The sequence below is a fragment of the uncultured Mycobacterium sp. genome, from assembly GCF_964249325.1.
Classification (GTDB): Bacteria; Actinomycetota; Actinomycetes; order Mycobacteriales; family Mycobacteriaceae; genus Mycobacterium.
Map to the genome: position 1 here is coordinate 1 of NZ_CAXUCH010000370.1, position 2,944 is coordinate 2,944.

The 2,944-nt window shown below is 64.7% G+C and carries 3 protein-coding genes and 1 pseudogene; all 4 read left to right on the plus strand.

Annotated elements, in window-relative coordinates:
• Positions 1-587: NADH-quinone oxidoreductase subunit C (locus ACFE99_RS24620; protein ID WP_375489432.1), on the plus strand; the 587-nt coding region annotated here is incomplete at its 5' end.
• On the plus strand, positions 587-1,888 hold the full coding sequence (nuoD, locus tag ACFE99_RS24625) for an NADH dehydrogenase (quinone) subunit D (RefSeq protein ID WP_375489434.1): 1,302 nt from the start codon (positions 587-589) through the stop codon (positions 1,886-1,888). The genes ACFE99_RS24620 and nuoD, both read left to right, overlap by 1 nt.
• Positions 1,885-2,646 carry an NADH-quinone oxidoreductase subunit NuoE gene (gene nuoE, locus ACFE99_RS24630; protein WP_375489436.1) on the plus strand — a complete coding sequence of 254 codons (762 nt, stop codon included), beginning with the start codon at positions 1,885-1,887 and terminating at the stop codon, positions 2,644-2,646. The genes nuoD and nuoE overlap by 4 nt, the downstream gene beginning before the upstream one ends.
• Positions 2,646-2,944, plus strand: a pseudogene (locus ACFE99_RS24635) (NADH-quinone oxidoreductase subunit F); the annotation flags it as partial. The gene nuoE and the pseudogene ACFE99_RS24635, both read left to right, overlap by 1 nt.

Below are 2,944 nucleotides of genomic sequence, written 5' to 3' on the forward strand. Positions count from 1 at the left end.
TCACGCTGCCCGGCAGCGGCCCGCGACCGTACGGCGGCTATTTCGACGAGGTGGTCGATGTGCTGGCCGAGGCTCTGAAAAGCAACGGCATCGAATACGCCGACGCGGTCGAGAAAGTCGTGGTGTACCCCCCCGGTAAGCAGGGCGAGCTCACCCTGTACGTGCGCCGTGGACTGCTGCCGCAGGTCGCCCAGCGACTGCGCGACGAGCCGCGACTGCGCTTCGAGCTATGCCTGGGCGTCAACGGTGTGCACTACCCCCACGAGAGCGGACGCGAACTCCACGCGGTCTACCCACTCAAGTCGATCACGCACAACCGCCGCATCCGGCTGGAAGTCGTTGCGCCGGACAGCGATCCGCATATCCCGTCGCTGTTTTCGGTCTACCCAACCAACGACTGGCACGAGCGTGAGACCTACGACTTCTTCGGCATCATCTTCGACAGCCACCCGTCGCTGACCCGCATCGAGATGCCTGACGACTGGCACGGGCATCCGCAACGCAAGGACTACCCGCTCGGCGGCATCCCGGTGGAATACAAGGGCGCGAAGATCCCCCCGCCCGACGAACGGAGAGCCTACAACTGATGAGCGAACCGACCGAGACGGTGTTGATGGCCGGCGGCCGAGATTGGGAAGAGGTTGTCCGGGCCGCCCGTGACGGAGATCCGGGCGACCGCATCGTCGTCAACATGGGACCCCAGCACCCGTCCACCCACGGCGTGCTGCGGTTGATCCTGGAGATCGAGGGCGAAACCGTCACCGAGGCCCGCTGCGGAATCGGCTACCTGCACACCGGCATCGAGAAGAACCTGGAATACCGCTACTGGACCCAAGGCGTCACCTTCGTGACCCGGATGGATTACCTGTCACCGTTTTTCAACGAGACCGCCTACTGCCTGGGTGTGGAGAAACTGCTCGGCATCACCGATCAGATCCCCGAGCGCGTCAACGTCATCCGGGTGATGATGATGGAGCTCAACCGAATCTCGTCGCATTTGGTGGCGTTGGCGACCGGCGGCATGGAGCTGGGCGCGATGACCGCGATGTTCCTCGGTTTCCGGGAACGCGAACTGGTGCTCAACCTGTTCGAGTTGATCACCGGATTGCGAATGAACCACGGCTACATACGGCCCGGCGGCCTGGCGCAGGATCTGCCGGACAACGCGGTCACCGAGATCCGCAAGTTTTTGGACCTGATGCCGCGTCGGCTGCGCGACCTGGAGGACTTGCTCAACGAGAACTACATCTGGAAGGCCCGCACTCAAGGCATCGGCTACCTGGACCTGGCCGGGTGCATGGCGCTGGGTATCACCGGGCCGATCCTGCGCTCCACCGGGCTGCCTTACGACCTGCGACGCGCCGAACCGTATTGCGGCTACGAGAACTACGAGTTCGACGTCATCACCGACGATGGTTGTGATGCCTACGGGCGCTACATCATCCGCGTCAAGGAGATACACGCGTCGCTGAAGATCGTCGAGCAGTGTCTGGACAAGTTGAAGCCCGGCCCGATCATGGTCGAGGACCGCAAGATCGCCTGGCCCGCGGATCTGAAAGTAGGCCCCGACGGACTGGGCAACTCACCGGAGCACATCGCCAAGATCATGGGCAGTTCGATGGAAGCGCTGATCCACCACTTCAAGCTGGTGACCGAGGGCATCCGCGTGCCGCCGGGCCAGGTGTATGTGGCGGTGGAGTCGCCGCGCGGCGAGTTGGGCGTGCACATGGTCAGCGACGGCGGCACCCGCCCCTACCGGGTGCACTACCGCGATCCATCGTTCACCAACCTGCAGGCCGTCGCCGCGATGTGCGAGGGCGGCATGGTCGCCGACGTGATCGCTGCGGTCGCCAGCATCGACCCGGTGATGGGCGGGGTCGACCGGTGACCGGCCCGCAAGGCGCGCCGGTGTTCCTTCACCTGGGCCCTCCACCCGAAGAGCCCGGGCAGTTCGTCGTCGAAGGCGCACCCGAGTCGTATCCGCCGGAAGTCAAGGCACGGCTGGAAGTCGACGCCAAGGAAATCATCGGCCGCTACCCCAATCCCCGTTCGGCGATATTGCCGCTGCTGCACTTGGTGCAGTCCGAAGACTCCTACCTCACCCCCGCCGGTTTGGAGTTCTGTGGTGAACAGCTTGGGCTCACCGGCGCGGAAGTCGCTGCGGTGGCGAGCTTTTACTCGATGTACCGCCGCGGGCCCACCGGCGACTATCTGGTCGGGGTGTGCACCAACACGTTGTGCGCCATCATGGGCGGCGACGCCATCTTTGAGACGCTGGTCAACCATCTCGGCGTCCGCAACGATCAGACCACCCCAGACGGCAAGATCACCCTCCAGCACGTGGAGTGCAACGCCGCCTGCGATTACGCGCCGGTCGTGATGGTCAACTGGGAGTTCTTCGACAACCAGACACCGGAGTCGGCGCGCGAACTGGTCGACGCGCTGCGCTCCGGTAAACCACCGCGGCCAACTCGCGGCGCTCCGCTGTGCCCCTTTCGGCAGACCGAACGCATCCTCGCCGGCTTTCCCGACCAGCGGACCGACGAGGGTCAGGGCGGTGCGGGCGACGCCACCTTGGCCGGGCTGCGGGTGGCGAAGGAAAACGACATGGAAGCCCCACCACCACCGTCGGGGGACGGCCGCTGATGGCTATTTCCACACCGTTGACCCCAGTCCTCACCCGCTATTGGGACGACCCGCAGTCGTGGACGCTGGAAACCTACCGCCGCCATGAGGGTTATCTGGCCCTGCAAAAAGCCCTTGACATGGAACCCGACACGGTGCTGCAAACCGTCAAGGACTCGGGGCTACGGGGCCGCGGCGGTGCGGGTTTTTCCACCGGGACCAAGTGGTCGTTCATCCCGCAAGGCGACGACGGCCCGGCCGCAAAGCCCCACTACCTGGTGGTCAACGCCGACGAATCCGAACCCGGCACCTGTAAAGA

Bases quoted from the DNA above. Each gene is read 5' to 3' on its own strand.
- nuoD (WP_375489434.1), top strand. From the start codon at position 587: ATGAGCGAACCGACCGAGACGGTGTTGATGGCCGGCGGCCGAGATTGG.